The organism is Chitinimonas violaceus, assembly GCF_052601015.1.
Genome location: NZ_JBQXDJ010000008.1, coordinates 22,733 through 49,064, shown reverse-complemented (window position 1 = coordinate 49,064; position 26,332 = coordinate 22,733). Strand labels below are relative to the sequence as shown.

Annotated in this window: 23 protein-coding genes; 2 read left to right on the top strand and 21 right to left on the bottom strand. The window is 56.7% G+C overall.

Annotated elements, in window-relative coordinates; translation table 11 throughout:
- Positions 1–218: 218 nt before the first annotated feature.
- From ACUHMQ_RS04630 to smc, 7 genes are all read right to left on the bottom strand, one after another.
- On the bottom strand, positions 219–758 hold the full coding sequence (locus ACUHMQ_RS04630; protein ID WP_445294274.1) for a peptide deformylase: 540 nt from the start codon (positions 756–758) through the stop codon (positions 219–221).
- Positions 759–761: 3 nt separating this feature from the next.
- Positions 762–1,508 carry an S-methyl-5'-thioinosine phosphorylase gene (locus ACUHMQ_RS04625; RefSeq protein ID WP_445294273.1) on the bottom strand — a complete coding sequence of 249 codons (747 nt, stop codon included), beginning with the start codon at positions 1,506–1,508 and terminating at the stop codon, positions 762–764.
- 75 nt (positions 1,509–1,583) lie between these two features.
- Complete coding sequence (locus ACUHMQ_RS04620) at positions 1,584–2,039, bottom strand: GNAT family N-acetyltransferase (protein ID WP_445294272.1); 456 nt, start codon at positions 2,037–2,039, stop codon at positions 1,584–1,586.
- Positions 2,039–2,920, bottom strand: a complete 882-nt coding sequence (gene galU / locus ACUHMQ_RS04615; protein WP_445294271.1) for a UTP--glucose-1-phosphate uridylyltransferase GalU — start codon at positions 2,918–2,920, stop codon at positions 2,039–2,041. Before galU ends, ACUHMQ_RS04620 begins: the two co-directional genes overlap by 1 nt.
- A gap of 18 nt (positions 2,921–2,938) precedes the next feature.
- Positions 2,939–5,035, bottom strand: a complete 2,097-nt coding sequence (gene ligA, locus ACUHMQ_RS04610; protein WP_445294270.1) for an NAD-dependent DNA ligase LigA — start codon at positions 5,033–5,035, stop codon at positions 2,939–2,941.
- A 2-nt stretch (positions 5,036–5,037) separates the two neighbouring features.
- Positions 5,038–6,108 carry a cell division protein ZipA C-terminal FtsZ-binding domain-containing protein gene (locus ACUHMQ_RS04605; RefSeq protein WP_445294269.1) on the bottom strand — a complete coding sequence of 357 codons (1,071 nt, stop codon included), beginning with the start codon at positions 6,106–6,108 and terminating at the stop codon, positions 5,038–5,040.
- Positions 6,109–6,477: 369 nt separating this feature from the next.
- Positions 6,478–9,978: a chromosome segregation protein SMC gene (gene smc, locus ACUHMQ_RS04600; protein WP_445294268.1), complete on the bottom strand. Its 3,501-nt coding sequence runs from the start codon at positions 9,976–9,978 to the stop codon at positions 6,478–6,480.
- A gap of 95 nt (positions 9,979–10,073) precedes the next feature.
- Here smc and ACUHMQ_RS04595 point away from each other — a divergent pair, with 95 nt between their 5' ends.
- Positions 10,074–10,682 (top strand): arylesterase, encoded by a 609-nt coding sequence (locus ACUHMQ_RS04595; RefSeq protein ID WP_445294267.1) that lies wholly within the window; start codon positions 10,074–10,076, stop codon positions 10,680–10,682.
- Between the two features lie 144 nt (positions 10,683–10,826).
- On the opposite strand, the gene ACUHMQ_RS04590 is transcribed toward ACUHMQ_RS04595, so the two are convergent.
- Positions 10,827–12,407 carry an alpha-amylase C-terminal beta-sheet domain-containing protein gene (locus tag ACUHMQ_RS04590; protein WP_445294266.1) on the bottom strand — a complete coding sequence of 527 codons (1,581 nt, stop codon included), beginning with the start codon at positions 12,405–12,407 and terminating at the stop codon, positions 10,827–10,829.
- Between the two features lie 233 nt (positions 12,408–12,640).
- Here ACUHMQ_RS04590 and ispH point away from each other — a divergent pair, with 233 nt between their 5' ends.
- Positions 12,641–13,579, top strand: a complete 939-nt coding sequence (ispH, locus tag ACUHMQ_RS04585; RefSeq protein ID WP_445294265.1) for a 4-hydroxy-3-methylbut-2-enyl diphosphate reductase — start codon at positions 12,641–12,643, stop codon at positions 13,577–13,579.
- 186 nt (positions 13,580–13,765) lie between these two features.
- Here ispH and ACUHMQ_RS04580 read toward each other — a convergent pair whose 3' ends face one another.
- The 13 genes from ACUHMQ_RS04580 to uvrC form a co-directional block, all read right to left on the bottom strand.
- Positions 13,766–16,084 carry a Tex family protein gene (locus ACUHMQ_RS04580; protein WP_445294264.1) on the bottom strand — a complete coding sequence of 773 codons (2,319 nt, stop codon included), beginning with the start codon at positions 16,082–16,084 and terminating at the stop codon, positions 13,766–13,768.
- Positions 16,085–16,088: 4 nt separating this feature from the next.
- Positions 16,089–17,234, bottom strand: a complete 1,146-nt coding sequence (locus ACUHMQ_RS04575) for an HPP family protein (RefSeq protein WP_445294263.1) — start codon at positions 17,232–17,234, stop codon at positions 16,089–16,091.
- A 38-nt stretch (positions 17,235–17,272) separates the two neighbouring features.
- Positions 17,273–17,821 (bottom strand): GNAT family N-acetyltransferase, encoded by a 549-nt coding sequence (locus ACUHMQ_RS04570; RefSeq protein WP_445294262.1) that lies wholly within the window; start codon positions 17,819–17,821, stop codon positions 17,273–17,275.
- A gap of 61 nt (positions 17,822–17,882) precedes the next feature.
- Entirely contained in the window at positions 17,883–18,992 is a 1,110-nt protein-coding gene (gene asd / locus ACUHMQ_RS04565) for an aspartate-semialdehyde dehydrogenase (protein WP_445294261.1), read from the bottom strand.
- Between the two features lie 37 nt (positions 18,993–19,029).
- The gene (locus tag ACUHMQ_RS04560; protein ID WP_445294260.1) at positions 19,030–19,548 is read right to left on the bottom strand and encodes a GNAT family N-acetyltransferase; all 519 of its coding nucleotides are present in this window, start codon (positions 19,546–19,548) and stop codon (positions 19,030–19,032) included.
- Positions 19,548–20,612: a 3-isopropylmalate dehydrogenase gene (leuB, locus tag ACUHMQ_RS04555; protein WP_445294259.1), complete on the bottom strand. Its 1,065-nt coding sequence runs from the start codon at positions 20,610–20,612 to the stop codon at positions 19,548–19,550. The genes ACUHMQ_RS04560 and leuB overlap by 1 nt, the downstream gene beginning before the upstream one ends.
- Entirely contained in the window at positions 20,609–21,097 is a 489-nt protein-coding gene (locus ACUHMQ_RS04550) for a hypothetical protein (RefSeq protein ID WP_445294258.1), read from the bottom strand. The genes leuB and ACUHMQ_RS04550 overlap by 4 nt, the downstream gene beginning before the upstream one ends.
- Positions 21,075–21,419: a hypothetical protein gene (locus ACUHMQ_RS04545; protein WP_445294257.1), complete on the bottom strand. Its 345-nt coding sequence runs from the start codon at positions 21,417–21,419 to the stop codon at positions 21,075–21,077. Before ACUHMQ_RS04545 ends, ACUHMQ_RS04550 begins: the two co-directional genes overlap by 23 nt.
- A gap of 10 nt (positions 21,420–21,429) precedes the next feature.
- Entirely contained in the window at positions 21,430–22,068 is a 639-nt protein-coding gene (gene leuD, locus ACUHMQ_RS04540) for a 3-isopropylmalate dehydratase small subunit (RefSeq protein WP_445294256.1), read from the bottom strand.
- A gap of 18 nt (positions 22,069–22,086) precedes the next feature.
- A complete protein-coding gene (locus tag ACUHMQ_RS04535; protein ID WP_445294255.1) occupies positions 22,087–22,227 on the bottom strand; it encodes an entericidin A/B family lipoprotein in 141 nt (46 codons plus the stop codon).
- Between the two features lie 33 nt (positions 22,228–22,260).
- Positions 22,261–23,667, bottom strand: a complete 1,407-nt coding sequence (leuC, locus tag ACUHMQ_RS04530; protein ID WP_445294254.1) for a 3-isopropylmalate dehydratase large subunit — start codon at positions 23,665–23,667, stop codon at positions 22,261–22,263.
- Between the two features lie 92 nt (positions 23,668–23,759).
- A complete protein-coding gene (pgsA, locus tag ACUHMQ_RS04525; protein WP_445294253.1) occupies positions 23,760–24,332 on the bottom strand; it encodes a CDP-diacylglycerol--glycerol-3-phosphate 3-phosphatidyltransferase in 573 nt (190 codons plus the stop codon).
- Positions 24,333–24,505: 173 nt separating this feature from the next.
- Entirely contained in the window at positions 24,506–26,314 is a 1,809-nt protein-coding gene (gene uvrC, locus ACUHMQ_RS04520; protein ID WP_445294252.1) for an excinuclease ABC subunit UvrC, read from the bottom strand.
- Between the last annotated feature and the right edge of the window lie 18 nt (positions 26,315–26,332).

Below are 26,332 nucleotides of genomic sequence, written 5' to 3'. Positions count from 1 at the left end.
GCTCTGCACCCTGCTGACAACTGCTCGTAACAGATATTGAACAAGTTCCAAGAACCTGATCACGACCACGCTATAAGATCGTAAACGGGTTCTAACAGGTCTGTGGAAGGGCTACACCCACATCACCATGCCAATCAACCTTAGAAGCTGCGCGCGCTCACATCAATCGCAGCTTGGCAGATAACCTCACCAGAGGGGGTAACAATCGTATCCGGGCCTCAATCCTCTGCTGGCAACTGATTGGGAAACAACACTTCGCTGTAACCGAACTTGCTCATATCCACGATGCGCATCGGGTAAAGCTTGCCGAATAAATGGTCGCACTCGTGTTGCGCCACCCGCGCATGAAAACCGCTTACCTGGCGGTCAATCGGCTGCCCCAACTCGTCCAGGCCCTGGTAACGCAGGTGCTCGTGGCGCGGCACCACACCCCGCAGGCCGGGCACGCTAAGGCAACCTTCCCAGTCATCGGCCATCTCATCACTCAGCGGCGTAAGAATAGGGTTGCACAGAATGGTGTAGGGCACAGCTTCGGCGTCCGGATAGCGTGGACTCTTGAAACCGCCAAAAATCGTGATCTGCTTCGATACGCCAATCTGTGGCGCAGCGATGCCTGCACCATTCATGGCAACCATGGTGTCCTGTAGATCCTTGATCAGCGCCATCAAGGCTGGCGAGCCGAATTCCTCGGGCTTGATCGGATCGGCAACCCGCAATAACAGCGGGTCACCCATCAATACAATATCGCGTACTGCCAATTTCTATACTCCTTCAACTTTTACCAAGGCTTCCAACATGCGATGCACATGCTCGATAGCCGCCTGGAAGACCGTCTCGGCTGCGGCAAGGTCGACGTTGTGCAGACTGTTGCCACGTCCCGCAGCCCAGTTGGACACCACCGCAATCGCGGCGTAACTGAGCCCGGCTTCGCGCGCCAGCGCCGCTTCCGGCATACCTGTCATACCCACCATATCGCCGCCATCGCGGGCGATACGGTTGATCTCCGCAGCCGTTTCCAGCCGTGGCCCCTGCGTTGCAGCATATACCCCGTGCTCCACCAAGGTCTGCCGGCTGGTTTTTGCTGCCTGCACGATACGTCGACGCAGCTTGGGGCAATAAGGTTCCGTGAAGTCGCTATGGGTAACCGGTTTATCGCCACCTTCAAAGAAGGTATGCCGCCGGCCGTAGGTGTAGTCGATCAACTGGTCAGGCAGCACCAGGGTGCCGGGGGCCAGGTCCTCACGTACGCCGCCCACCGTACAGACGGAAACGATGCGCGACACCTGCTGCTCAGCCAACGCCCAGATATTGGCGCGATAATTGATTTCGTGCGGCGGAATAGTATGGCCGTAGCCGTGGCGGGCAATAAACACCACATGATGGTCGTTGATCTCACCAAAGGTGAGTGCGCCGGATGGCTCACCGTAAGGGGTTCGAATAACCTGCCGGTGGGTGATTTTGAGGTTCTTAAGCCGGGTCAGCCCGGTTCCACCGATAATGGCCAGCATGCGCCTTTTCCCTCTTGTATTGGTATGACTGCATTGTAGGTGTGAAACAGGCTTGAAAGGCAAACAGGCCAGGGACTATGGATTTGTTTCCAGGGAAAGCGTATAGGTGCGGAATGTCTGGTCAAGCTGCCAGCCATGCTTTTCATACAGCGCTTGAGCGGTGTGGTTCTTATGAGCAGTCGAAAGCTGCAGGTAGGCAGCACCGGTGGATAAACCGTACTCACGTGCAGTCTCCAGTAAGGCGCTGGCAATGCCACGGCCTCGCGCCGAAGGATGGACGTAAAGGTCGTACAACACCCAGATCGGCGCAAGCGCCAGCGAACAGAAGCTGGGATAAAGCTGCATGAACCCGACCGCCTTGCCCTCTGCCTCCGCCAGAAATACTGCCGACTGCCCGGATTGAAGACGCATACTCAGATAGGTGCGCGCTGCGCCCTGGTTGCTGGCCAGCTGGTAGAACTGCCGGTAGGCATCGAAAAGCCGACTGGCTTCGTCCAGATCATCACCCGCCTGCAAGGGATAGATTTGCATCAATAGCCCTCTTTGGCGCAAAACTGCCGCAGGAAAGCACGAAAATCCGCCCCGACCTCCGCGTGCTGGGTAGCAAACGCCAGGGTGGCTTGCAAATAGCCTAATTTGGAGCCGCAGTCATACCGCACACCCTCAAAAGGCAGCGCCAATACACGCTCCTCTTCCAATAAGGCGGCTATCGCATCGGTCAACTGGATTTCACCTCCTGTACCGGGCTGGGCTTTTTGCAGATGGCGGAAAATACGCGGGCTGAGGATATATCGGCCCACAACACCCAAAGTGGATGGTGCATCAGCCGGCTTGGGTTTTTCGACGATGCCGCTAAGCTTGAGGTAACCACCACCATTGCGGCTGGCGACAACAATGCCGTAGGAGCCCGTCTCTTCACGCAGTACTTCCTGCACGCCGATGACTGAGCTCTGCGTTTCATCGTACAAATCAACCATCTGCTGCATCACCGGCTTTTCAGCGGCGATCAGGTCATCCCCCAGAATAACGGCGAATGGCTCATCTCCCACCAGTGGGCGGGCACACAACACTGCGTGGCCCAGCCCCAGGGCCTCAGGTTGACGTACATAGGCGCAGCTGACGTGCTTGGGCAGGATATTGCGCACCAGCTCAAGCAGTTCATGCTTGCCTTTGGCTTCCAGCTCCGTCTCCAGCTCATACGCCTTGTCGAAGTGGTCTTCGATAGCGCGTTTGTTCCGACCGGTAACGAAGATCATATCGGTGATGCCCGCAGCCACCGCTTCTTCCACTGCGTATTGGATCAGCGGCTTGTCCACAACGTTGAGCATCTCCTTCGGGCTGGCCTTGGTGGCCGGCAAAAAGCGAGTGCCGAGCCCGGCTACCGGAAATACCGCTTTGGTGACTTTTTGCATGGGTCTGTCCTAATCCAGCTATTCAGGTTGCTTGGCAAGCAATGCCAACAGCGCGGCTTCATCGAGAATAGGTACGCCGAGTTCCTGCGCCTTATCGAGCTTGGAACCCGCAGCCTCCCCCGCCACCAGGTAATCAGTTTTCTTGGAGACAGAACCCGCAGCCTTGCCGCCTGCCGCTTCGATAAGGGCTTTTGCCTCATCGCGACTCAAGGTAGGCAGAGTACCGGTGATTACCAGGGTCTTGCCCAACAAGGGGCCGGCAGGCACAACCTCGCTGGGCTCAAATTCAGGCCAGCTGACACCATTTGCCCGTAATTGTTCGATGACCTCCACGTTATGCGGTTCCCGCAGGAAGTCGCGAATCGAGTGAGCCACCACAGGGCCGATATCGGGTACCGACTGCAAAACAGACAAGGCCGCGCTCTCGTCTTCACGGCTTGCGGCTTCGATCAAGCCATCGAGCTTACCAAAGTGGCGCGCCAGATCCTTTGCCGTGGTCTCGCCCACATTGCGTATACCCAAAGCGAAAATAAAGCGCGCCAGCGTGGTGTTGCGGCTCTTGTCGATGCCGGCTAACAAGTTGGAGGCGGATTTCGCCGCCATCCGGTCAAGCTCGGCCAGCTTGAGTATGCCCAAACGGTAAATATCGGCCGGCGTACGTACCAGACCCACATCGACCAGCTGATCCACCAGCTTGTCGCCCAGCCCTTCGATATCCATGGCGCGCCGACTGGCAAAATGCAGCAATGCCTGCTTGCGCTGCGCGGTGCAGACCAGCCCACCCGTACAGCGGTAGGCTGCCTCACCTTCCTCGCGTACCACGTGCGAACCGCAAACCGGACAACTGGTCGGCATTTCAAAAGGTTCGTATTGCGGTACCTGGCGTGTTTCGAGCAGATCAACCGACTCTTCCCGCAGGGGGCGTCGGTCCATCACAACATCCACAACTTCTGGGATCACATCCCCCGCACGGCGGACGATGACGGTATCCCCCACGCGTACATCAAGCTGGCGAATCCGGTCGATATTGTGCAAGGTGGCATTGGTGACAGTAACGCCACCGACAAACACTGGGGCAAGCCGGGCAACCGGTGTGATGGTGCCAGTGCGGCCAACCTGGACGTTGATGGCCTCTACCGTGGTCAGCATTTCCTGGGCAGGATATTTGTGCGCTACTGCCCAGCGTGGTTCACGACTTACAAACCCCAACTGTGTCTGTAATGCGCGGTCGTTTACCTTGTAAACCACACCATCGATATCAAACGGCAGTTTGTCGCGCTTGGCGGCAATACTGTCATGAAAGTCGATCAGGCCGGCAGCACCCCTTGTGACCTCCCTGTCAGGACAAACTGGCAAGCCGAATGCTGCGAGCGCATCAAGCATGCCGCTGTGGGTGAGGGGAATATCCCAATCCACTACTTCACCCAGGCCATAGGCAAAGAAGCTAAGCGGACGCTTGGCGGCAATTTTGAAATCGAGCTGGCGTACCGCACCTGCTGCAGCGTTACGCGGGTTCACGAAGGTCTTTTCGCCCAGCTCACGCTGGCGGGCATTGAGTGCATCGAACGCATCGCGGCGCATATACACTTCACCGCGCACTTCCAGCACCGCTGGCGCTTGCCCAGCCAAACATAATGGAATCTGATCAATGGTACGGATATTGTGCGTGACATCCTCGCCCGTTTCGCCATCACCACGAGTTGCTGCACGTACCAACACGCCACTCTCGTAACGCAGGCTGATTGCGAGACCGTCGAACTTAAGCTCAGCCGCGTACTCCACGGATAGGTGGGACGGTAATCCCAACTCACGTCGCACTCTAGCGTCAAAATTTGCAGCTCCGCCAGGTCCAAAATCCGTTTCCGTCCGTATCGACAGCATGGGAACAGCATGTCTGACCGGCTCGAATGCCGTCAAAGGACGACCACCGACGCGTTGGGTAGGCGAATCTAATGTTTTAAGACCAGGATTGGCTGCTTCTAACTCTTCAAGTTCATGAAACAGTCGATCATATTCAGCATCGGGTACGCTGGGTGCATCCAGCTCGTGATATTCACGGTTATAACGGCGTAACAATTCGCGCAGCTGTGCTACGCGTCGGTTCGGTGAAGACATAGTTAGGCAAATAGACGCAGGGCCGCCATGCTGCCCGCGGCGATACCGCGTTCGTCCATGCGGTCGTAGATCACGATCAACTGCTTCTGGATGGCAGCCAGGTCGGCCGGTTTAAGGGAGCGGTTCTCGTCGTCGACAAGGTCACCGCCCAAGGTAAGGGCCATCTGCTGGGCGAGGTCGGTCATGCGGTCAAACGCCAACTCGCCCCCCGCAACACGCGGTACATCGAGCATCAGGGTAAGCGACGGCGTATCTTCCAGCGCATCGAGTGGCCGGTGGTGGCGATCGGTCAACGTGAATAAGGCCTTGCCGGAGTCCGAGCGCATATGGAATGCGCCATCGCCTTCGAACACCATGCCGGCGGACTCGGCCATGCTGCGCACCCGGCTGATAGGGAACGGATTTCGGCTCGACACGATATTGAGCCCGATCAGCATGTCGACATCAGCGCAAAAGGTATCCAGGTGCTGGGCAATACGCAGTTTGTCTTCACGGCGTGGGAAGGTAGCTACACCCCCAGCACGTTCCGCCAATGCAATCACCTGCTCGCAGAACATGACCATCTGCGCTTCGCTAAGCGGCCCTTGCCTGTCAACCAGCTGCAAACCGATGCGCAGCTCGCTGTAACTGCCACCCGGACGCACGACTTCCCATTCGTCCAGCGTAGACAAGCCCAGGGTTCTTATACGTTTACCCACTTCAATCTGAGTGATCTCTGCATAATCGATCGTCTCACCGGGATGCAATTCGGCGATATAGTCCAGCGAGGGGTCGAGGACCGACACCGCCAGGGCCAGCGAATCGGTGAGCTCCAGCTCTTCCGGCGCATTGACGACAGGCGATGCGGGTGGTGGTGGCGTGCCTGCACCTGCTAACGAGGGCTCCATCCTGGCGACAGCTTCGCCCTGTCGGACCATATTCTTCGGCGTTTCAAGCAAAACATCCGGATGGCTGCGTGCGAAAGCTGCGGCAGCACGCTTTTTGAAGCGCCATTCCTGCCAGGCATTGAAACCCCACACGCCAGCCACGAGGGCAACGCCAAGGCCTAGGGTGATCCAGTGAAATTCAGTCATAGTTGCTAGTCTGATCCGGGCGTGGCTGATAGAACCTGTTTACAGAACCTATTCACAGTCTTACTGCGCAGTCATGATCAAGGCTTATGTGCTGCTCGAAATCCTCATGTACTAAAAGTACACTCCAGTTTCTGCGTTGCGCTTCACCCTGTTGACGACTGCTCGTAACCGATCGTGCAGGTTCCAAGGCCTTGCATTGCAGCACTTCCGGCGCACGCTGCAGGCCATAAACAGACCCTTGAATATTAAAGTGTCCCCAAGAGGACATGGAACACGAGCTTAGCGGAAGGCGGGACATGCGCCAAGCCAAACGGCATAGCAGCCACAACGATATAGTCGATTGCGCCGGCCGCTTCTAGATCCTGCCGTCTATACCGCCGATAACTCGCGCATTTGCAACGCTTCCTGGATATCCACCGCCACAACCCGCGACACGCCTTGCTCCTGCATAGTGATACCGATCAGCTGATCGGCCATTTCCATGGTCAGCTTATTGTGGCTGATATACAAAAACTGTGTACGTCCAGCCATACGTTTTACCATCTCGCAAAAGCGACTGGTATTGGCGTCATCCAGTGGAGCATCTACCTCATCGAGCAGACAAAATGGCGCCGGGTTGAGCTGGAACAGCGAAAACACAAGGCTCAAGGCCGTCAACGCCTTTTCGCCACCCGACAAGAGGTGAATCGTGGCGTTCTTCTTGCCCGGCGGCTGCGCCATGATCTGAATACCGGCGTCGAGAATTTCCTCGCCAGTCAGAATCAATTCCGCACGGCCACCGCCAAATAGCGATGGGAACAGTTCCTTCAAGCTGCCATTCACCGCATCAAACGTCGACTGCAACAGAATGCGTGTTTCTCGGTCGATCTTGCGGATGGCGGATTCCAACGTGTCCATCGCCTGGGTCAGGTCTTCTGCCTGCGCATCGAGATAGGTCTTGCGCTCACGGGCAGCATTGAGCTCATCAAGCGCGGCAAGGTTCACATTTCCCAAGGCATTGATACTCTGCCCCAGTCGGCCGATCTCCGACACCAGGCTGCTTACTTTGAGGCCGTTGCCGATCAAGGGCAGCAACGCCGCCACATCGGCTTGTGCTTCCACCAGTTCCTGCTCAAATCGCTCTAGCGCGAGCCTTGCTTCCTGCTCCTTCAAGCGCAGCTCGCCTACTTTTTCGCGTAATGGGTCGAAACCAGTTTCAATCTGCTGCTTTTCCAATTCCTTTTCGCGCAATGCATTCGTTGTGGCATTGGCGGCGTCGCGCATTGTGGCGAGCTGACGTTCCTTTTCAGCACGCAGGTTCACCGCCTCCTGAAAGCCGACATCGAATTCGCCTTCGTCTATGCCTTCCAGGTCAAAGCTCGCTTCATCCAGCCTCAGCTGCGCCTCTTCAAGCTGCGTACTGATTTCCTGGCTGCGCCGTTGCAACTCGGCCAACCTTGCCTGGGCGGACTGGCAGGCAAAGCCGGTTTCCTGCGCCTGCCGTTCGACTTGGCGCAAACGTCCTCGCAACACTTCCAACGCCGTCTCGGCTTCTGCCTTGGCAATGTGTGCAGCCTGGACTTCCTGTTCCAATGCCGGTTGGTCGCTGCCTGCAGCGGCAGCCTCTTCACGTACAGCTTCCTGCTCCAGCGCCAACTCTGCAGCTTCTTCTGCCAGGTCGGCCTGCTCTCGCTCCAATGCCTCGGCCCGTACCCGGGCCTGTTCAGCCGCCTGGGTAAGCCGCGCCACCTCGACCTGCCGCTCACCACGATGCTGGCGCAAGGCATCAAGTTTCTGGCGGACATGCTTGAGTTCGTTATGCAGTTCACCCAACCGGTGCTCCACCGTATGCAGCACGTCGCCTTCCGCTTCTAATGCAGGGCCGATGGTCGCCAATCGTTGCGCCAGCTCTACGAGCTCCTTTTCACGCTGCAATACGCCTGCCAGGGCGTTGTCCGGTGCGTGAAAATGCATGGCATGCCGGCTGGCCGAATGCCCGGAGCGCGCGACAACCAGCGCACCGGGTGCAAGTTGGCTCTGCATGCCGGCCAAGTCCACATCCTGCTCAACGCACAACACCCCCGCCAGCCAATCCTGCAGTGCCGCTTGCACAGCCGGGTGCTGACTATGTACATGATGCAGCAGAGCATGGGCGGCTATTGGTTGACCAGCTGCGCCAGCAACCTCAGTCCAAAGCACAGTAAGGCGTGCCGGGGCAACTGATACATCAGCAGCCTGGCCGATAACCGCATTCATGCGTTCGCGCAGCACCGCTTCCACTGCGGTTTCCCAACCCGGCGCAATCGTAAGTTGGCGGAAGAAGCGGGGTGCATCGGCCAACCCCTGCTTGGCCAGCCATGCGTCCAGCGCTTTGTCGGCCCCCGCTTGCGCCTGGAGCTTGGCCAAGGCATCGTGGCGCGCACTCAGCTCTGCCCGCTCCACCCGCAGTTTTTCCACTACATGCCGGTGTTCCGCGCGTGCGGCTTCGGCTGCATGTAATTGCGCATCCAACTGCCCCAGGCGCCCTTGGGCATCTTCCAATGCCAGACTCAGCTCCTCCAGCTCCAGGCGTTTGTCTGCAAGGAGATCGGCATCCGGCACAGGCAGATTACGTGCTTCCGCCGCAAGCTTCTCGCGCCGCTGCTGTAATTGGCTCAGGCTGCGTTCGAGGTGCTGCAATTGCTGCTCGGCCAGCTGGCGAGACTGCCGAGCGTGGGAAAAAGCCAGCTGCGCTTCGCTCAGGGCGTGGTCATGTCGTTTATATTCAGCCTCCAGCTTGGGTAAGGCATCTTGCTCCGCCAGCAACGCTGCCTGGGCATCCTCCTTCGCCAGTGCAGCATCCTCGTGCTTGATTTGCCATTCGTCCTGTTCCGCCGCCACACCCTGCTGTGCACGGTTCAGCTCATCCAGACGTTGGCGTGCCTGTTGCTGCTGTTGCGTCAACCGTTGGCGGGTTTCACGCAGGTGCAAGAGCTTCTGTTCCATCCTCGCCACGGTGGCGCTGGCATCTGCCAATGCCGTTTGGGCTTCGCTGACCTTATCGGTCGCGTCGTAATGCTGTTCACGCAGCAGTTCAATAGCGGCTTCGGTATCGCGCAGCCGGCTCGTCTGCGATTCAAGGCCAGTCTGGGCTGCGGCAATCTCGGTTCGGAACTGGGCCTCATCACGCTCTGCATCGAGCTTGCGCTGCAGCGCCAACAGGTTCTGCCGCTCGGTAAGGCGCGCTTTCATCTCGTGGAACTGGGCGGCAACCCCTGCCTGCGTTTCCAGCTTCTCCAACTGGCCAATCAATTCCTGGCGAATATCGTCCACCCGCTCCAGATTTTCACGTGTGTCGGCAATGCGCCCCTCGGTTTCCTTACGCCGCTCCTTGTATTTCGATATCCCTGCCGCCTCTTCCAGAAAAGCACGCAGCTCTTCAGGTCGGGCTTCAATAATGCGCGAGATCATGCCCTGCTCAATCACCGCATAACCCTTGGTGCCCACGCCGGTGCCGAGAAACAGATCGGCAATGTCACGCCGGCGGCATTGCAGGTTATTGATGTAGTAGGATGACTCCCCCTGGCGGGTCAGTAAGCGCTTGATGCTGATCTCGGCATACTGGCTCCATGCGCCGGCCGCCCTGCCCTCGGCATTGTCGAACACCAGCTCCACCGAGGCGCGGCTGACCGACTTGCGCGTGGTCGACCCGTTAAAGATCACGTCCTGCATCGACTCGCCACGCAGCTGTTTGGCGCTGGACTCGCCGAGCACCCAACGCACCGCGTCGATCACATTCGATTTGCCGCAACCGTTTGGACCCACGACGGCCACCAGCTGCCCTGGTACCGGAATGGCGGTCGGGTCGCAAAAACTTTTGAAGCCGGCAAGTTTGACGTGGGTAAGGCGCACGTAGGCAATCCAGGGGAAAGGAGCAACATCAGATTGTAAACGATGACAGCCCGACTGCTAGGATCAACACTGAACCGGGTGACCGAGACAAAGAGATGACTACAAGACGAAATGCGCTGGTAATGATTGCCCTGTTGGCGCTATTGGGCTGTGGCAAACAACCGGCTATCAAGCGGCTTTCGACCGATGCGACGATTCTGGCATTTGGCGATTCGCTCACCTACGGTACCGGCGCCACACTCGAGACCAGCTACCCCACCGTGCTTGCCGGCTTGATTTCGCGGCCCGTGATCAATGCCGGCATCCCAGGCAATACCACGGCCGACGGCCTTGCCCGCTTTGCCACAACACTGGATGCCACCCCACCACGCCTCGTTATTCTGTGCCTGGGCGGCAATGACTTCCTGCAGCGTAAACCGCAGGAAGAGACCATCGCCAACCTACGCGCCATGCTGGACGAAACCAAGCGCCGCAATCTGCCTGTACTGCTGGTCGCCACACCACGTTTAGGATTGGGCCTGAAAGTGCCAGAGTTCTACACCGAGCTCGCCAAGGAGTACAAGCTGCCCATTGAAACCGATACATTGGTGCGCATCCTTGCGGACAATAGTCTCAAAAGCGACCCTATCCACCCCAATGCGGAAGGTTACCGCCAGTTTGCAGAGGCATTGGCGGAGAGCTTGCGCAAAGCCGGCGCTGTATAACTTAGCAGCTGCTCGTAGTCTGCTGCGCGTCGGCGATACGGCGTTGAAAACGCCCTCGGAATACTCATTTACCACTCGTAAACTCCGCTTCCTCGGGTGTTTTCGCCTTGTCTCACCTTAGCTCGCGAGACTTTAAACAGGCTCTTAGAAGCGGAAGCTGCCGCCAGTACTTTCTGCTACTAAACCGCCACAAGCCGGCGTAACCAATTCCCGGTTGCCGCTGGCTGAATCCTGGCGGCCTTCCCAGCTGGCTGTCACACCATCCCACTTTACAAATTTGTATTGCACCTGTGTGGTGGGCGGCAGGTTAGCCGTAGCTGTCCACGTGGCATTGTTGCCATTCCCTTGGTGGTTCAGCTTGAAACCTTGAGCAGGCGTCCAATCACCCAGATTGGCTTGATTCCCCACCACATAGAGGCGTTGGTTCCCTACTGTCGCGGCATTGGCAATGCTGAAGTTGACCGGCACTGTTGTACAGCTTTCTGTCATCCCCTTGGTCCAGACTGCATATTGGTTACCTGAAGTGCGCAATGTCCAACCCACACCGGGGCTCCAGTCAGCTGGGCCGATCTTGACGGCGACTTTATTGTCGACAATCGCCGCATAAAGCCCGGTTTCAGCGCGTTGTATGGCTACCTGGGAGGTCGATGTAATGCCTTGTTCCTTGCGTAGCTTAAGCAAGGGCTTGATGCTATCCCGCAGTCGCCACTGGTACACATGCGGGTAATAAACGCTCGGAATACCAGGATGGGTCAACACATAGGCATAGCCCTGCATCACCTTGTCGCACGGTACAGGCCAATGATTCTGGCCTGCGCTGCAACTTTCTGACGGGCCGGTATCGTGGTTGTCGACAAAGGTCACCATCTTCTGGGCATTGCGGCCAATACCGCCCGCGGGTTTGCCTGTGCTGTCACGTAGCCGACCATATTCGCTATGGTGCAGCGCCTGGTTCAGTAAACCCTTGGTGGTGAAATCAAATACACCGCATTTCCCACCTGTGCCATCGACGTAGTTCATCAAACCCTGGCGATGTGTATTGACGTTATCGAAGTTGAGATCGGTCCAGACTTCGCCTACGCAGAAGCTTGGCTGCATGGCGTCGTGGTACAGGCCTGCGTAGCGGGGTGCGTAGCCTTTGGAATAATCAAAACGTATGCCGGTGAAGCCTACACCCTTCAGCCTTACACCTAACCAGCGTTTGATGTCGTTCTGCACAAACGTCTGGCTATGGTCGATATCGCGGGCGGCGCCAAATCCCTCGCCTGAATCCGCATTGCCGCACTTGCCTAGCCATTCGTCTTCCTTGACCACAGCGCGGCAGTCCCAGGTGGGGTTGGTGAAATCACCCCAGTCCGTTGAGCCAATACGATGGTTGATCACGACATCCGCCACGCTTTCCAGACCTTGGGCTTTAAGGGCCGAAATCGCCGAGGTCAGTTCAAGTTCGCTTCCATATTGGGAGTCGAGCTTATTCAACTGGCGAGGCAGATACCCCTCTGGTGAGCCCGCATCGGAAGGCGGTGGGAACCAGACATGGGTAATGCCAAGGTCTCTCAAGTCGGCAGCTTTAGACTGGATGTCACGGTAAAACGAACCGTTGGCTGAATGCCAATGAAAACTCTGGAATAGTACTGCAGTGCTCGATTTGGATTGCTCCGTAGCGGCAAGGCCCGGTAACGCCACTGCCAAGAGGCTGGCGAGCGGAATGTGTTTCAGCTTCATGTTGTCACTCTAATTAATTGCTGTTTTGGCTTATATTTTTGGTGGTACAGGTGCTACTGATCGGTACAGGTCTAGTGGGCACACCTCTTTTTCTCTGGATTTGCAGTCGATCACTAGCTATTGAAATCTGCCATGACAACCCGCATTTACAGATTTTGGCCGACTTTATACGAGCATTGTCACACTATCCGGTAAAATCGGTTCTTTCGAAGCCATCAGCCCTCTATATTGCCATGCGCCCCATGCAAGTCATTCTCGCCAACCCTCGCGGCTTCTGCGCCGGTGTAGATCGTGCCATCGCCATCGTCGAGCGCGCCCTGTCGCAGTTTGGCGCACCGATTTATGTGCGTCATGAAGTGGTGCACAACAAGTTCGTGGTGGAAGACCTCAAACGCAAAGGCGCCATCTTTATTGAGGACCTCGCGGAGGTGCCCACAGGTGCCACGCTGATTTTCTCGGCCCATGGTGTGCCGCAGGCAGTGCGGCGTGCGGCTGAAGAGCGTGGCCTCAAGGTATTCGACGCTACCTGCCCCTTGGTGACCAAAGTGCATCTGGAAGTGAAAAAGCTGCGCGAAACCGGGTTTGAGATCGTCATGATCGGCCACAAAGGACATCCGGAGGTCGAGGGCACCATGGGCCAATCCACCGGTGGCATGTATTTGGTGGAAGATGCGGCCGACGTGGAAAAGCTGGAGGTTACCGACCCCAGCAAACTCTCCTACGTTACCCAGACCACCTTGAGCGTGGACGACGCGGCCATCGTGGTCGAAGCCCTGCAAAAGCGCTTTCCCAATATCGTCGGCCCGAAGAAGGACGACATCTGTTATGCCACGCAAAACCGCCAGGATGCGGTGAAGCAGTTGATCACCGAAACCGACGTCGTGGTCGTGGTGGGTTCGGTAAACAGCTCGAACTCCAACCGCCTGCGCGAAGTCGCCAGTAATGCGGGTCTTGATGCCTATCTGGTCGACAATGCCAGCGAACTCAAGCCCGAATGGTTTGCTGGCAAAGGCCGGGTCGGCGTTACTGCTGGCGCATCGGCGCCTGAAGTCCTGGTCAAGGAAGTCATCGCCCGTATCGCAGAATTTGGCGGTAATGAAGTGCGTGAAATGGATGGCCGCATTGAAGGGATTGTGTTTTCGCTGCCCAAAGGCTTGAACGCATCGGCTTAATACGGCCAACAAAACCCTTCTTGCGTTGTTGCGCAAACTTGCCGTACCCACGTACTGTCTATGTTTGCACACCTGACCAGAACCTCTTCGCTGGGTTTTATTAGCCGTACAGGCATTAAATAATGCGCAACTGTATTAACAAAACACCCCTCATTGCGGAGTGTTTTGTTTCCTATGTTGCCGTGCCTACTTCCGCTTCAGTGCAGCAAAAGCTGCTGCCATCGCATTGTCGCCAATAGGTGCAGCTTTGTTCTCCATACGCTGGCGGACCTGGTGGGTTGGCCGCTCTGCTGGACTAGGCCTACCATTGCCGGCTGCACCGGGTTGATCGTCCAATCGCATCGTCAAGGCGATCCGGGCGCGTTTCACGTCGACCTCCATCACCTTTACTTTGACCACGTCGCCCGCCTTGACGACATCGCGTGGGTCCTTGACGAATTTGCTTGCCAGGGCCGAGACATGCACTAAGCCATCCTGATGTACGCCAATGTCCACAAATGCACCGAAAGCTGCCACATTGCTGACTACGCCTTCCAGAATCATGCCGACACGCAGGTCCTTGATATCCTCCACCCCTTCCTGGAAGGTCGCAGTCTTGAATTCCGGGCGTGGATCGCGGCCGGGCTTGTCCAGTTCAGACAGAATATCTTTCACGGTCGGCAAGCCAAAACGTTCGTCAGTGAAGTCTGCCGCATTCACCTGCTTGAGGAAGGTTGAATCCCCCAGCACCGCCTTTATCTCACGCCTACTCTTGGCCAATATCTTCTCCACCACCGGATAGGCTTCCGGGTGGACCGCAGAGGCATCAAGCGGATTGTCGCCATTCATCACTCGCAAAAAGCCGGCAGCCTGCTCGAAGGTCTTTTCGCCCAGGCGTGGCACCGCCTTCAACGCGGCACGGCTGGCAAAGACACCGTGGGCATCGCGGAAAGCCACGATATTGCTCGCCAAGGTCGGCGTCAGGCCGGAGACTCTAGCAAGCAGGGCGCTGGACGCCATGTTTACATCGACCCCCACGGCGTTCACACAGTCTTCCACCACCGCATCAAGCGAACGCGCCAGTTCGCCCTGATTTAGATCATGCTGGTACTGGCCGACTCCTATCGCCTTCGGGTCAATCTTGACCAGTTCAGCCAATGGGTCCTGCAGGCGACGGGCAATCGATACAGCGCCACGCAGGCTGACATCCAGTTCAGGGAATTCCTTGGCAGCCAATTCCGAGGCGGAATAAACCGACGCGCCCGCTTCCGACACAACGATCTTCTGCATCTTCGACGCCGGATAGTGCTTGATCAGCTCGGCTGCAAGCTTGTCGGTCTCCCGGCTGGCAGTACCATTGCCAATGGCGATCAGCTCAACCTTATGGGCCGCACAAAGCACACCCAGCTTATGCAAGCTACCATCCCAATCGTTACGCGGCACATGGGGGTAAATGGTATCGGTCGCCACCAGCTTGCCCGTGTTGTCCACCACAGCCACTTTCACACCGGTACGCAAGCCTGGGTCCAGGCCCAAGGTAGCACGCGGGCCAGCCGGCGCTGCCAGCAGCAAATCCTTCAGATTGCTGGCGAAAACCTTGATGGCTTCGACCTCGGCAGCATCGCGAATCCGATTGGTGAGCTCCACTTCCAAAGAGAGGAATATCTTCGCCCGCCAGGCAAGCCGTACACCATCCAGCAACCAACGATCCGCTGCCCGGCCCATGTCCCGGACATTGAATCGCATGGCAACCCGCGCTTCGCCTGCACTCTGTTGGCCAGCTGCAAGATTGGCATCCTCAGGCAAGGCCAGTGTGAAGTTAAGAATGCCTTCATTACGCCCACGTAGAATCGCCAACGCACGATGTGATGGCGTTTTGGCCAAGGGTTCGCGGTGGTCGAAGTAATCGGCGAACTTGGCGCCCTCCTCCCGCTTGGCTTCATCTGCCAAGCTGACAACCAATTCAGCGCGACTCCAAAGCAATTCACGCAGCTCACCCAACAACGCAGCGTCTTCAGCGTATTGTTCGATCAGGATATGCCGTGCGCCATCGAGGGCTGCCTTCACATCCGGCACAGCTTTCTCTTCGCTGACGTAAGCCGCGGCTTCGGCTTCCGGGTTCAAGGTCGGGTTGGCAAGCAAAGCTTCCGCAAGCGGCGCCAAGCCTGCCTCACGCGCGATCTGGGCTCTGGTGCGTCGTTTCTGCTTATACGGCAGATACAAATCTTCGAGGCGCTGCTTGTTGTCGGCACTCAGAAGGTCTGCGTGCAGCTCTGCTGTCAGCTTACCCTGCTCCTGAACTGAAGCAATCACCGCCGTACGCCGCTCTTCCAATTCACGCAGATAGCGCAGACGCTCTTCCAGCGTACGCAGCTGCGTATCGTCCAGCCCGCCAGTCACTTCCTTACGATAACGGGCAATGAAAGGTACAGTGGCGCCTTCATCCAATAAGGTGACGGTAGCCACGACCTGATTGGGGCGGCAGTTCAATTCCTGGGCAAGGCGGTTTTCGATGGTAGGTAGCATGGTTCTAGTTCTGCAAACCGGCTGAGCCGGATTGGGTGTCAAAAATCTGTTGATGAAACAGGCTGGCGATCAGGTCGGTCTGGCTGATCACACCATACAGACCGCCAGCTTCGTCAAGGACAAGAGTGAGGTGTTCTTCGCTGGCGCTCACTTGCGCCAACAAGTCTGCTACCGGGGTATTTACACTTACCAGGGGCGGATTGAGACGCATCATTTCAGTAACCGGCTTGCCTTGCAGGCGGCTCAACGCGTCATGCGCCAACGCCAGGGTCGGTGCATCCTGCAGCATTGCAGTCGGCGAGAACAGGCCGATAACCCTAGCTTGCCCATCCACGACCGGCGCGCTACTGATCGCTCGCCCGTTGAGCAAACGCCAAGCATGTTCGGCCAATATATCTGCCGATAAGACCAATACATCACGGGAGGCAATATCCCCACAACATAAACCTCCAGTCAGGCGACTGGCCGCATAGCGCTCGGCTGAGATATAGAGTTGTTCAAGCTCGGCGGGCGTCAGATCAACCAGCAGATCGCGCTCAGCCACTGCGCGTGTTATATCGGATTCCTGTACAGGGCCACGCGCCAAAGGCTCTGGATCTTTCACACCATGCCTGCTGCTCAAATGCTTACGTAGCGGATATTGCCGGCCGAGAAGCAGGTTGTTGACCAGTAGGCCTACCACCAGAATGGCAAGCGCACCTGTCAGAATCGGGTGAAGCAGATAAGCGAAACCCAGCTGGTGTATCACGGGCCCGCCAATCACCGCCGTCAAGGCTGTCGCGCGGCCAGGCGGGTGGGCGCAGCGACAAGCCAACATCGCGATGATCGCCAAGCCCACGGCCAATGCACCAGCCAGTTGGGGCACTGGAATAAACCATTGGCACAACACACCAATGGCTGCTGATATAAGGTGGCCGCCCAGCAATGGCCAGGGCTGACCCAAGGGGCTGGTCGGCAGGCCGAACACGATGACGGCCGATGCGCCCATCGACGCGGTAATCAATACAGCGCCAAGGCCCGAACTGATGCTGGAAGCAACAATGCCAACCAGTAGTATGGCCAATGCACCACCTGCCCCTGCTCTCAGGCGTTCCGGCCAACTTACTGTTGCCGCATCGGGCAGCCAGTCGCGCCAACGAGCATATTTCATGGACATGAAAATAGGGGGGATATCGAGCAGACGGACAATTACAACAAGTCCGAGCTAATCAATGAAAACAGCATCGCATCTCGCGGCTCACCGTGATACAGCAAACGACTTCTCGCAATACCTTCTTCGCGAGCGCCAATCTTGCGCGCAACCCGCTGGCTGGCCAGATGGTTGACCTCTGCAACAATTTCAACCCGCGCCATGCTTAGTGTCTGAAATGCAAAACGCGCGGCAGCGAGGCTTATCTGACTGGCGATGCCACGACCGACATGGCTGGTACGCGTCCAATAGCCCAGATTGCAGAACTGATGGTCGCGCCGGATATGGTTGAGCGAAACCATGGCCAGCATCTGGCTGGTCTGCTTACAAACTGCCGTAAAGCTATATTCAGTGCCGGCCTCCCAGTTAGCCTCACCATCGGTTGCATATTGCGCTGCATGTTCCAGGTGGTAATCCGGCCCGCACCAGCTCTGCCATTGGCTGATTTCTGCTCGCGAAGCATCGATAGCGCTGAATAATTGAGCAGCATCGGCTGCGCGTAACGGGCGTAGCGCAAAATGCGCATTACTGATGAGTGTGGTCTGCATGAGAGATAACCATGAAAGCAAACGGCCCGATGATGAAATCGGGCCGCAAACTTTGTGTTGCTTACTTGTCGAGCAAAATACGCAGGGTACGGCGCAAAGGCTCTGCCGCGCCCCACAGGAGCTGATCGCCACAGACAAAGGCCGACACGTATTCCGGACCCATATTCAACTTGCGTACACGGCCCACCGCGATATCGAGCTTACCGGTCACGGCAGTCGGGGTGAGTTCCTTGACGGTAGTGGCACGGTCATTCGGCACAAACTTGACCCACTGGTTGGTACCTTTGATCAGGCTTTCGATCTCAGCCAACGGCAGGTCCTTGTTCAGCTTCAAGGTCAGACCAAGGCTGTGACAGCGCATGGCACCGATACGCACACACAAGCCATCAACCGGAATAACCTTGGTATTTCCCAGAATCTTGTTTACTTCAGCCTGGCCTTTCCACTCCTCCTTGGACTGGCCATTGTCGAGCTGCTTGTCGATCCAGGGAATCAGGCTGCCGGCCAGCGGTACACCAAAGTGTTCGGTCGGCAGCTTATCGTCACGCATGGTTTCAGCTACACGACGGTCGATTTCCAGGATAGCTGAGGCTGGATCGGCCAACAGGTGAGCAACTGAGCCATTTACAGCACCCATCTGGGTCAGCAACTCGCGCATATGTTGCGCACCACCGCCCGACGCAGCTTGATAGGTCATCGAAGACACCCACTCCACCAAACCGGCCTTGAACAAACCGCCCACACCCATCAACAGAATGGAGTTGGTGCAGTTGCCGCCGATAAAGTCTCTACCGCCTTTGGCAATCGATGCCTTGATGCCATCGAGGTTGACCGGGTCGAGCACGATTACGGCGTTGTCTTCCATACGCAGTGTGGAAGCCGCGTCGATCCAATACCCATTCCAACCGGCAGCACGCAGCTGAGGGTGAATCTCGGTCGTGTAGTCGCCACCTTGACAGGTAATGATGACATCCATGGCTTTCAGATCGGCAATCGACTTGGCATCCTTCAATGCCGACACACCACGGCCCACATCAGGCCCATTGCCACCCACGTTCGAGGTAGTAAAGAAGACAGGATCAATATGCGCGAAGTCATTCTCTTCCCGCATACGCTGCATCAGCACCGAACCGACCATGCCACGCCAACCGACCAAACCCACTTTCAACATGATAATTTTCCTGAATCACCTAGATAAATAATGAAACTCACTGCTGCAAAAGACGCGGATGGAGCCGCGCCATCAGGCGTACATCCTGGTAGCGGCCATCTCGGAACGCGAAACCGCGTTGAATGCCTTCTGCTTCAAATCCGAACTTCTGATACAAACGATACGCTGGTTCATTTTCGACGAAAACACCGAGTTCGATACGCAATACTGCCATCCAGCGGTCTGCCGCATCCAGCAAGGCCTGCATCAAAACATTACCGATCCCCTGCCGCTGCGCGGTTGTAGCAACCGCAATGAACAAGGTACGCGAATGCCGGCGGCGTGGACTGGCTGCAGCAGCTTTCAACCCGGCAAAACCTACTACCTGCCCATCCCGTTCCGCCACCAGCAGCAACTCTTCCGGGCCGATCTTCGACGCCCATTCCGACCATTGTGCGGCAGTGGAATAAGGCAGTCGCATCAGATTACCGAAAACGGATTCATCCGACGCGATACAGGCAAATGCCTCGGCATCGTCAGGTACCGCGCTGCGCAGCTTCAGGGCGCCTGTCACCATCACACCGCCGCGACGACAGCGTCACCCATGACCGAACAACTGACCTTCTCGGTACCCACCTCGTAAATATCCGCCGTACGATAACCCTTACGCAGCACAGCCTGCACTGCAGCTTCAATACGCTTAGCGAGGTCTTCACGGGCAAAGGTGTAACGCATCATCATCGCCAACGACAAAATGGTCGCCAGCGGGTTGGCCAGGTTCTTGCCTGCGATATCCGGGGCGGAACCATGGCAGGGTTCATACAACCCTTTGTTATGGGCATCAAGCGACGCACTCGGCAACATGCCGATCGAACCGGTCAGCATTGATGCTTCGTCGCTAAGGATATCGCCAAAGATATTACCGGTGACGATGACATCGAACTGCTTTGGGTTACGCACCAGTTGCATGGCGGCATTGTCGACATACATATGGCTCAGCTGCACCTCTGGGTACTGCTTGGCCACATCGGTCACGATTTCCTTCCAGAATTCGGTACATTCCAACACATTGGCCTTGTCCACCGAGCAAAGCCTCTTGTTGCGCTTCATGGCGATATCGAACGCCACTTTTGCAATGCGTCGAATCTCCGATTCGCTGTAACGCATCGTATTGAAGCCTTCACGTTCACCCTCGGTATTGACGAGGATACCCCTGGGCTGGCCAAAGTAGATGTCGCCGGTCAGCTCCCGCACGATCATGATATCCAGACCGGCCACCACTTCCGGCTTCAACGTAGAAGCACCGGCCAGTTCCGGGTAGAGAATGGCAGGGCGCAAATTGCCAAACAGGCCCAGATCCTTGCGAATCGCCAACAGCCCGCGCTCGGGGCGTTTATCTCTTGGTAGGGTGTCGTACTGCGGCCCACCAACCGCACCAAGCAAAATGGCGTCGGCTGCGCGAACGGCATCGCGCGTTGCTGCAGGGTATGGCTCGCCATACTGGTCGTACGCGGCGCCACCGAGTGGCACGGTTGTTGTTTCCACCACCAGGCCTTCAGCCTTGAATTTATCAAGCACGCGCACAGCCTGTGCAACGATCTCCGGACCGATACAGTCACCGGGGAGAATGGCTATCTTCATGGTTGTCCCTCTGTATTTTCAGGTTGCGCTATATGCGCCAGCGCAACCCGATAACAATCATCTATGTGTTTATCGCCAAGGCCCGTGACCATCCGATAACTCAAACCGGCGGCGACCGCCTGGCCTGCCAATGGCACAAACCTTATTACCGTCTTACCCAAGAGTTTGCTGCCCATCTTGCGTAATACCAACCTGACCAGCTGCCGGCTGATCAAACGTCCTATCAGGTCGCTGCCGATACGCCCTGCAACCAGCATCAGATATTGCCGACTTGTCGGGTCGAGCTTGGCCAGTTGGGCATGCGACAGACCGAAGCGTGTACTGATGGTTTCCAAGAGCTCGGAGTACACCATGACATCCGCCAGCATATCCATACCAGGCACGGGAATAACGGCAGCCCCCGCCGATAGGCGCGCCCGTTTGCGCACCAGGGCTTTACAGTCCGTCCGTAGCAGCTCCAACTCAGTCTGATTGCTCGCCAGCATGGTTGTCCTCCCCTGGGTCACGCGTCAGTCTGTCCACCAGTAATTTCTCACAACATTTGAAGCCAACCCAGCACGCCAGTGCCAGATAGCTCAGTGCAATCAATTCGATCAATTGCCTGAGCGCCCCTTCTTGCACCACCTGCCAACCATACTCGAGAAAGAGGTCGAGATTGGCTTGCAGCAACATAATCAGGTTCAACGAGCAGATACCAAAGCCAAGAAAGCACACCCCCATCAAACCAAACGTCAACCACGCATGCTGCCGTAGTCGACTGAGCACCTGCACAGGCAGCCGTGCGATAAAGGTGAGCCATCCGTGCATGGCGGCGCAATCAGGCGTACAGCCAGGGCTGTTCGATACGGCGTTGGGCTTCGAAGGCTTTGATCTTGTCTGCGTGATTCAGCGTCAGGCCAATTTCATCGAGACCATTGAACAGGCAGTGCTTACGATGACCCGTAATATCAAAGCCAAATCTTACGCTAGCCGGCGTGATGACAGTTTGCGCCGCAAGATCAATCGTCAGCCGGTATCCCTCATTTGCCTGGGCTTCCTGAAACAACTGCTCAACGGTTTCGGCAGGCAGCACAATCGGCAGCACACCATTCTTGTAGCAATTGTTGAAGAAGATATCGGCGAACGACGGCGCAATTACGGCGCGGAAACCGTAGTCCTCCAGCGCCCAGGGGGCATGCTCCCGCGAGCTGCCGCAGCCGAAATTTTCCCGCGCCAACAATATCTGGGCACCCTTGTAACGTGGAAAGTTCAGTACGAATTCCGGGTTGAGCTGCCGCTTGCTGTTGTCCATGCCGGGCTCGCCATGGTCCAGGTACCGCCATTCATCGAACAGATTCGGGCCAAAGCCGGAACGCTTGATCGACTTGAGAAACTGCTTGGGAATGATGGCATCGGTATCGACATTGGCCCGATCCAGCGGACAGACCAAGCCATTCAGAGTGGTAAATGCGTGCATATTTGTCTCTCTAAGCTTTCAACTGCTGGCTTTATCGGCAGCGCGCTCGATGGCTTCGCCACCCTTTTTAATATCCTTGCCAATGCCTTGCATCGTATTGCAGGCAGTCAGCTGCAGACCAATTAGCGCGGCCAGAACGATTAGTGCCAGTCTTGTCATTGATCGCTCCCAGGTTTCGTTATAAAGCCGAATTCAGGCAAAAGTTCGCACATCGACAAAATGGCCGGCAATCGCCGCAGCTGCAGCCATTTCCGGACTGACAAGATGCGTACGCCCGCCCTGCCCTTGCCGCCCTTCAAAATTGCGGTTCGAGGTCGACGCACAGCGCTCACCGGGCTCCAACCTGTCGGCATTCATGGCCAGACACATCGAACAACCCGGCTCGCGCCATTCGAAACCGGCTTCGATGAACACTTTGTCCAGCCCTTCAGCCTCGGCCTGCCGTTTAACAAGACCGGAACCCGGCACGACCAGCACCGCCTTCACATTGGCAGCTTTTCTATGGCCACGCGTAATGGCCGCCGCAGCACGAAGGTCCTCGATACGGCTATTGGTGCAGGAACCAATGAACACTTTATCGACAGCAATCTCATTGATCGGCGTATTCGCCACCAATCCCATATAGCTTAGCGCACGCTCCATACCTGTTTTACGAGTCGGGTCCGTCTCGACAGCCGGGTCAGGTACACGGTCGTTGATCGTAACCACCATCTCCGGCGAGGTCCCCCAGGTAACCTGCGGGGCAATATTGGCTGCATCCAGCTCGATAACAGCGTCAAAACGGGCTCCCTCATCAGAAACCAGCGTACGCCAATACGCTACTGCCTTGTCCCAGTGCTCGGCTTTAGGCGCGAATGGCCGGCCTTGCAGATAATCGATCGTGTTCTGGTCCACAGCCACCATGCCAGCGCGTGCACCCGCTTCAATCGCCATATTACACAGGGTCATCCGGCCTTCCATGCTGAGGCTGAGTATGGTCGAACCACCGAATTCAATCGCATAACCTGTGCCGCCTGCCGTGCCGATTCTGCCTATAACCGCAAGCGCAACGTCCTTGGCGGTCACACCACGACCCAACTGACCTTCCACCTTGACCAACATGGACTTGGATTTCTTGGCAACCAGTGTCTGGGTTGCCAGGACATGCTCAACTTCGGAAGTACCTATACCGTGCGCAAGGCAAGCAAATGCGCCGTGGGTGGAAGTATGGCTGTCGCCGCATACGACGGTCATGCCCGGTAGGGTGGCGCCTTGCTCCGGGCCCACCACATGCACAATGCCTTGGCCTTTGTCTTTGAATGGGAAATAGGCCAGCGCGCCTACTTCGCGGATATTGGCGTCGAGCGTCTCCACCTGCTGGCGCGAGATAGGGTCCTGGATGCCCTGATCCCAGTGATCGGTAGGGGTGTTGTGGTCAGCAGTAGCCACAATCGAGTTAATACGCCAGGGCTTACGGCCCGCCAGCTTCAAGCCTTCAAAAGCCTGAGGACTGGTGACCTCATGTACGAGATGTCGATCGATATACAGCAGTGCGGTACCGTCGGCTTCTTCGTGTACCACATGGCTCTGCCAGAGTTTGTCATAGAGGGTCTGTGCCATCGGTTACTCCACAGCCTGGTTGCGTTCGGGGAGATCGAACTTATCACGCGCTTACGCACGCTAGCAACCAGAGTACAGACGCCAATTCAGGTTTACTGACGGCCGCTCAACTGAGGCCAAGCTACACGCAGGTAGTACCCCATCGACCAGAGCGTCAACACGGCCGCCACCAGGAGGCAGACGGACCCCAGCAGCTGCATATTGACGCCAGGGATCAGGTTTTCATGGAACAGGAGAACGGTAATCGCCACCATCTGGGCTGCCGTCTTCACCTTGCCCACAAACGATACGGCGACGCTCTTGCTATTGCCCAGCTGCGCCATCCACTCACGCAATGCGGAAATCGTGATTTCACGGCCGATGATGATTGCCGCCAACCATGCTTCTGCCCGCCCCAGTTGCACCAGCAGAATCAATGCAGCCGCCACCATCAACTTGTCCGCCACCGGGTCGAGAAACGCACCAAAGGCAGACAACTGGTTCCACTTACGGGCCAGATAACCATCAAACCAGTCTGTAATTCCGGCCAGCATAAACAGGAGCGCGCCGACCATGTTCTTGTTGGCAGGCAACAGCCAGCTATCCGGGAAGTAGTAAACACCAAGAATCAGCGGAATCGTCAGGATTCTCGCCCAAGTAAGCAGATTGGGAAGATTAAAGGGCATGTTGCCAGTCGGTAAAGGTTGGGGTCATTCAGTTGTGCGGCCCGTTCGAATACAAACACCATCACGTTCTGGCGAGACTGCGACATGCGCAGCCTCAGAACCTATTTACGATCTTACTACGCAGCAGTGAGTGGAGTTCACATACATGCTTGTGACAAATCGTGAATAGGTTCTCAGTGTAACGCCTGATAAATTTTTTCAGCCAATGTTTGATTGATGCCTTCGACTTGGCAAAGATCTTCAATACTGGCTGCCTTGACGCCTTGCAGGCCGCCAAAGCGGCTCAACAGCTTTTGCCGCCGTTTGGCACCAATCCCTTCGATCTCTTCCAGACTCGACGACACCCTGGCTTTGCCCCTTCTGGCGCGATGGCCGGTAATAGCAAAACGGTGGGCCTCATCACGTATGGTCTGGACCAGATGCAAAGCGGCAGAATCGCGCGGCAATTGTAACGTCTGGTCCCGTGATGGAACAACGAGCTGTTCGAGACCCGGCTTGCGGGTTTCGCCCTTTGCCACGCCAACCAGCAATGCCCCTTGCAGACCCACTTCCTCGATGACCTCCACCGCCACCCCGATCTGCCCCTTACCGCCATCGATCAGGATCACATCCGGCGCAACACCTTCACCCTGCGCGATCTTGCCATAACGCCGGGTCAACACCTGGCGCATGGCGGCATAATCATCGCCCGGTGTAATACCCGTAATATTGTAATGCCGGTATTCCTTGGGCTGCATGGCCAGCCTGTCGTAAACCACGCAGGAAGCCACGGTGGCCTCGCCCATCGTATGGCTGATATCAAAACACTCTATCCGCTGGGCGGTGTCCGGCAGCTGCAATGCCTCCTGCAGCGCCTCGACTCGGCCAAGCTGGGTTGATTCCAATAAGAGCCGCTGCTGTATTGCGAGCGATGCATTCTTCAACGCCATCTCCAACCAGACCCGGCGTTCTGCAATCGGGTTGGACACGATTGCAATCTTTCTGCCAGCCTGCGCACTCAGCAATTCAACCAATATCATGTTGTCGCCAACGCTGTTGCACACAATAACAGGCGGAATACTGCGGTCCAGATAGTGTTGCACCAAAAAGGCTTCAAGTGCCCCTTGGACATCATAACCCTCGCCATGTGCGGGGAAGAGTGACTTATCGCCCACGTGCCGCCCGCCACGAATCATGACCAAGTTGACGCAAACCAGACCATTCTCCGCCACACAGGCGACGATGTCTGCATCCGTTTCGCTGGCATTGCTGGAGACAAACTGCTTCTCCTGCACCTTGGCCAACGCCTGGATTTGATCACGATAGGCTGCCGCCACCTCGAACTGCCAGCTGGCCGCAGCAACCCGCATCTTCTCGTCAAGCTCGGTCAATAAGTCGTTCGCCTTGCCCTGCAGAAACTGCGTGGCGTTATGGACGTCTTGACGGTATTGCTCGATCGGAATCTGCTCTACGCAAGGACCGCTACAACGCTTGATCTGAAATAGCAGGCAAGGCCGGGTACGGTGCTCAAATACCGAATCCTCGCAGGTCCGCAACTTGAATACCCGCTGCAGCAGCTGAATACTTTCCCGCGCGGCGTAGCCATTGGGAAATGGACCGAAGTACTGGTTCTGCTTGTCCAACGCACCGCGGTAGTATGCCAATCGCGGATAACGATGGCCACTCAACATCAGATAGGGGTAGCTCTTATCATCGCGAAAAAGAATGTTGTAACGCGGTGTCAGCGCTTTGATCAGGTTATTTTCCAGAATCAACGCTTCAGCCTCTGACCGGACTACCGTGGTCTGGATATCCGCCACCTGCCCCAGCATCAGTTTGATACGGGGCGACTGGTCATTCTTCTGGAAATAACTCGATACGCGCCGTTTAAGATCGATCGCCTTACCTACATACAGCACATCCTCCTTCGCAGACAGGAAGCGGTATACACCTGGCAGATTGGGCAGGCTGGCAAGGATGGGCTTGGGGTCAAAGGCAGGCATATCCCCATTTTACCGGGA

Bases quoted from the DNA above. Each gene is read 5' to 3' on its own strand.
- ACUHMQ_RS04545 (WP_445294257.1), bottom strand. From the start codon at position 21,419: ATGCACGGATGGCTCACCTTTATCGCACGGCTGCCTGTGCAGGTGCTC.
- ACUHMQ_RS04625 (WP_445294273.1), bottom strand. From the start codon at position 1,508: ATGCTGGCCATTATCGGTGGAACCGGGCTGACCCGGCTTAAGAACCTC.
- ligA (WP_445294270.1), bottom strand. From the start codon at position 5,035: ATGTCTTCACCGAACCGACGCGTAGCACAGCTGCGCGAATTGTTACGC.
- leuB (WP_445294259.1), bottom strand. From the start codon at position 20,612: ATGAAGATAGCCATTCTCCCCGGTGACTGTATCGGTCCGGAGATCGTT.
- asd (WP_445294261.1), bottom strand. From the start codon at position 18,992: ATGTTGAAAGTGGGTTTGGTCGGTTGGCGTGGCATGGTCGGTTCGGTG.
- leuC (WP_445294254.1), bottom strand. From the start codon at position 23,667: ATGGCACAGACCCTCTATGACAAACTCTGGCAGAGCCATGTGGTACAC.
- leuD (WP_445294256.1), bottom strand. From the start codon at position 22,068: ATGCACGCATTTACCACTCTGAATGGCTTGGTCTGTCCGCTGGATCGG.
- ACUHMQ_RS04580 (WP_445294264.1), bottom strand. From the start codon at position 16,084: ATGCTACCTACCATCGAAAACCGCCTTGCCCAGGAATTGAACTGCCGC.
- ACUHMQ_RS04595 (WP_445294267.1), top strand. From the start codon at position 10,074: ATGACTACAAGACGAAATGCGCTGGTAATGATTGCCCTGTTGGCGCTA.
- galU (WP_445294271.1), bottom strand. From the start codon at position 2,920: ATGCAAAAAGTCACCAAAGCGGTATTTCCGGTAGCCGGGCTCGGCACT.
- ACUHMQ_RS04620 (WP_445294272.1), bottom strand. From the start codon at position 2,039: ATGCAAATCTATCCCTTGCAGGCGGGTGATGATCTGGACGAAGCCAGT.
- ACUHMQ_RS04560 (WP_445294260.1), bottom strand. From the start codon at position 19,548: ATGGTGACAGGCGCCCTGAAGCTGCGCAGCGCGGTACCTGACGATGCC.
- ACUHMQ_RS04535 (WP_445294255.1), bottom strand. From the start codon at position 22,227: ATGACAAGACTGGCACTAATCGTTCTGGCCGCGCTAATTGGTCTGCAG.
- ACUHMQ_RS04590 (WP_445294266.1), bottom strand. From the start codon at position 12,407: ATGAAGCTGAAACACATTCCGCTCGCCAGCCTCTTGGCAGTGGCGTTA.
- ACUHMQ_RS04575 (WP_445294263.1), bottom strand. From the start codon at position 17,234: ATGAAATATGCTCGTTGGCGCGACTGGCTGCCCGATGCGGCAACAGTA.
- uvrC (WP_445294252.1), bottom strand. From the start codon at position 26,314: ATGCCTGCCTTTGACCCCAAGCCCATCCTTGCCAGCCTGCCCAATCTG.
- ACUHMQ_RS04570 (WP_445294262.1), bottom strand. From the start codon at position 17,821: ATGCAGACCACACTCATCAGTAATGCGCATTTTGCGCTACGCCCGTTA.
- pgsA (WP_445294253.1), bottom strand. From the start codon at position 24,332: ATGCCCTTTAATCTTCCCAATCTGCTTACTTGGGCGAGAATCCTGACG.
- ACUHMQ_RS04605 (WP_445294269.1), bottom strand. From the start codon at position 6,108: ATGACTGAATTTCACTGGATCACCCTAGGCCTTGGCGTTGCCCTCGTG.
- ispH (WP_445294265.1), top strand. From the start codon at position 12,641: ATGCGCCCCATGCAAGTCATTCTCGCCAACCCTCGCGGCTTCTGCGCC.
- ACUHMQ_RS04550 (WP_445294258.1), bottom strand. From the start codon at position 21,097: ATGCTGGCGAGCAATCAGACTGAGTTGGAGCTGCTACGGACGGACTGT.